2 protein-coding genes are annotated in these 1,550 nt (G+C 62.7%); both read right to left on the minus strand.

All coding sequences use genetic code 11. From position 1 onward, the window contains the following. Positions 1-21: 21 nt before the first annotated feature. Positions 22-366, minus strand: a complete 345-nt coding sequence (locus tag NKH23_RS34380; protein WP_353036785.1) for a hypothetical protein — start codon at positions 364-366, stop codon at positions 22-24. Next, entirely contained in the window at positions 366-1,469 is a 1,104-nt protein-coding gene (locus tag NKH23_RS34385; protein ID WP_353036787.1) for an IS5 family transposase, read from the minus strand. Before NKH23_RS34385 ends, NKH23_RS34380 begins: the two co-directional genes overlap by 1 nt. Positions 1,470-1,550: the final 81 nt, after the last annotated feature.

Below are 1,550 nucleotides of genomic sequence, written 5' to 3' on the forward strand. Positions count from 1 at the left end.
CCTAGCAGGCCGTTGAAGAAGTCAGGCTCTTTCGCAAACGAAGCCGGAATCGTCGGCGTTGTGGATGTAGAAGTGGCTGACGAGGCGACCTGCAGTGCCAAAGACAACCCAGCCGCGGCCACAGGCTGGGTCGTTCTCATCATGCCCCTCCCACGAGAATTCCGCGCAGGCTGAACCATCGCGGGTGCCATAGCGGACATCGAGGAAGCCCTTGAGTGCGCCGAAGGCGATCTCGCCATCCGCCGAGCCTTTGAATGTCAGATGGGCTTCCTCGACGAGATCGAGGAAGTCGTTATCCCAAACATCCATCTCGATGATGCGCCAGCGGCCGGCGAAGGCCTTGGCGAAGCCGGGAACCTTGGCCATCAGCCGGTCTCCGCCATGAGCTTTGGCAGTCGCACCAGATTGTAGGCAGCGGCTGCGAAGGTGAAGGCCCATCCGACACGGTCGCGGCCGCGGAACCTGGTCTTGTGCTGGCCGGCCACGACCTTGATCCAACCGAACGCCTCTTCGATGCGCTTCCTGATGCGCTGGCTGACGGCATAGCCGCCATGTCGCGTCGTGCGCCCGTCGATCGCGGAACTGCGGCCGCTCGTGTTCTGCGCTACATGCGGCGTCACCCTCATCGAGCGTAGCTCATTGACGAAGTCTTCCGCGTCGTAGGCCTTGTCGGCGCCGAGCGTGATCGCCTGTGGCCGCTCCGCTCGAGGCTCGATCATGTGCAGTGCGGCCACCCGCTCAGCATGTCCGTCGGCCAGTGTCAGGCAGGCGTCGACCAGCAGGCCGTGGCGGTTCTCCATCAAGCCATGTCCCATAAAGCACAGCTTGGCCTCCTTGCCTTTGCCCTTGCGATAGAGCCGGGCATCCGGATCGGTGGTCGAGGCATGTGTGTCGTTAGAACGCTTGTGGCCATGGAAGTCCGCTTCCGCGTTTCGCCCGCCCCCTTCAGCCGGTGGCTCGCCATGACCCCCGCTTGGGCCGTCCTTCGGTTTGACGCTCTTCATCGACGCCCACGCCTCGATCAATGTGCCATCGACCGAGAAGTGGTCCGTAGACAGAAGCTTCGTCACCTTGGGCTGCGCCAGCACCGCAGCAAGGAACTTCGTCGCGATGTCGCCCTCCAGCAGCCGGTCGCGATTTTTGGAGAACACCGAATGGTCCCAGGCCGCGTCATCGACGCCGATGCCGACGAACCAGCGGAACAGAAGGTCGTATTCCAGCCGCTCCATCAACAGCCGCTCCGAGCGGATCGAGTAGAACGCCTGTAGCAGCATCGCTCGCAGAAGCTTTTCCGGCGGGATCGAAGGTCGCCCAATCGGCGAATACAGCGCCGCCAAGTCCCGCTCCAACGCCGCCAGCGCGTCGTTCACAATCGCCCGAATGCGGCGCAACGGATGATCGCGCCGCACCCGAGCCTCGAGATCAACATAACTGAACAGTTCGCCAGACCGTTCGTCTCCACCGCGCATGCCTCGTTCTCCGAATCTCTCCGGAGACACTGAATCACGCTCACAGCCCCGCTGCGAGCCACTTTTTCAACAGCCTGCTAG

Source organism: Mesorhizobium sp. M1328 (assembly GCF_040318075.1).
Lineage (GTDB): Bacteria > Pseudomonadota > Alphaproteobacteria > Rhizobiales > Rhizobiaceae > Mesorhizobium.

Excerpts from the sequence above, each read along its gene's own strand:
- NKH23_RS34385 (WP_353036787.1), bottom strand. The coding sequence starts at position 1,469 with ATGCGCGGTGGAGACGAACGGTCTGGCGAACTGTTCAGTTATGTTGAT.
- NKH23_RS34380 (WP_353036785.1), bottom strand. The coding sequence starts at position 366 with ATGGCCAAGGTTCCCGGCTTCGCCAAGGCCTTCGCCGGCCGCTGGCGC.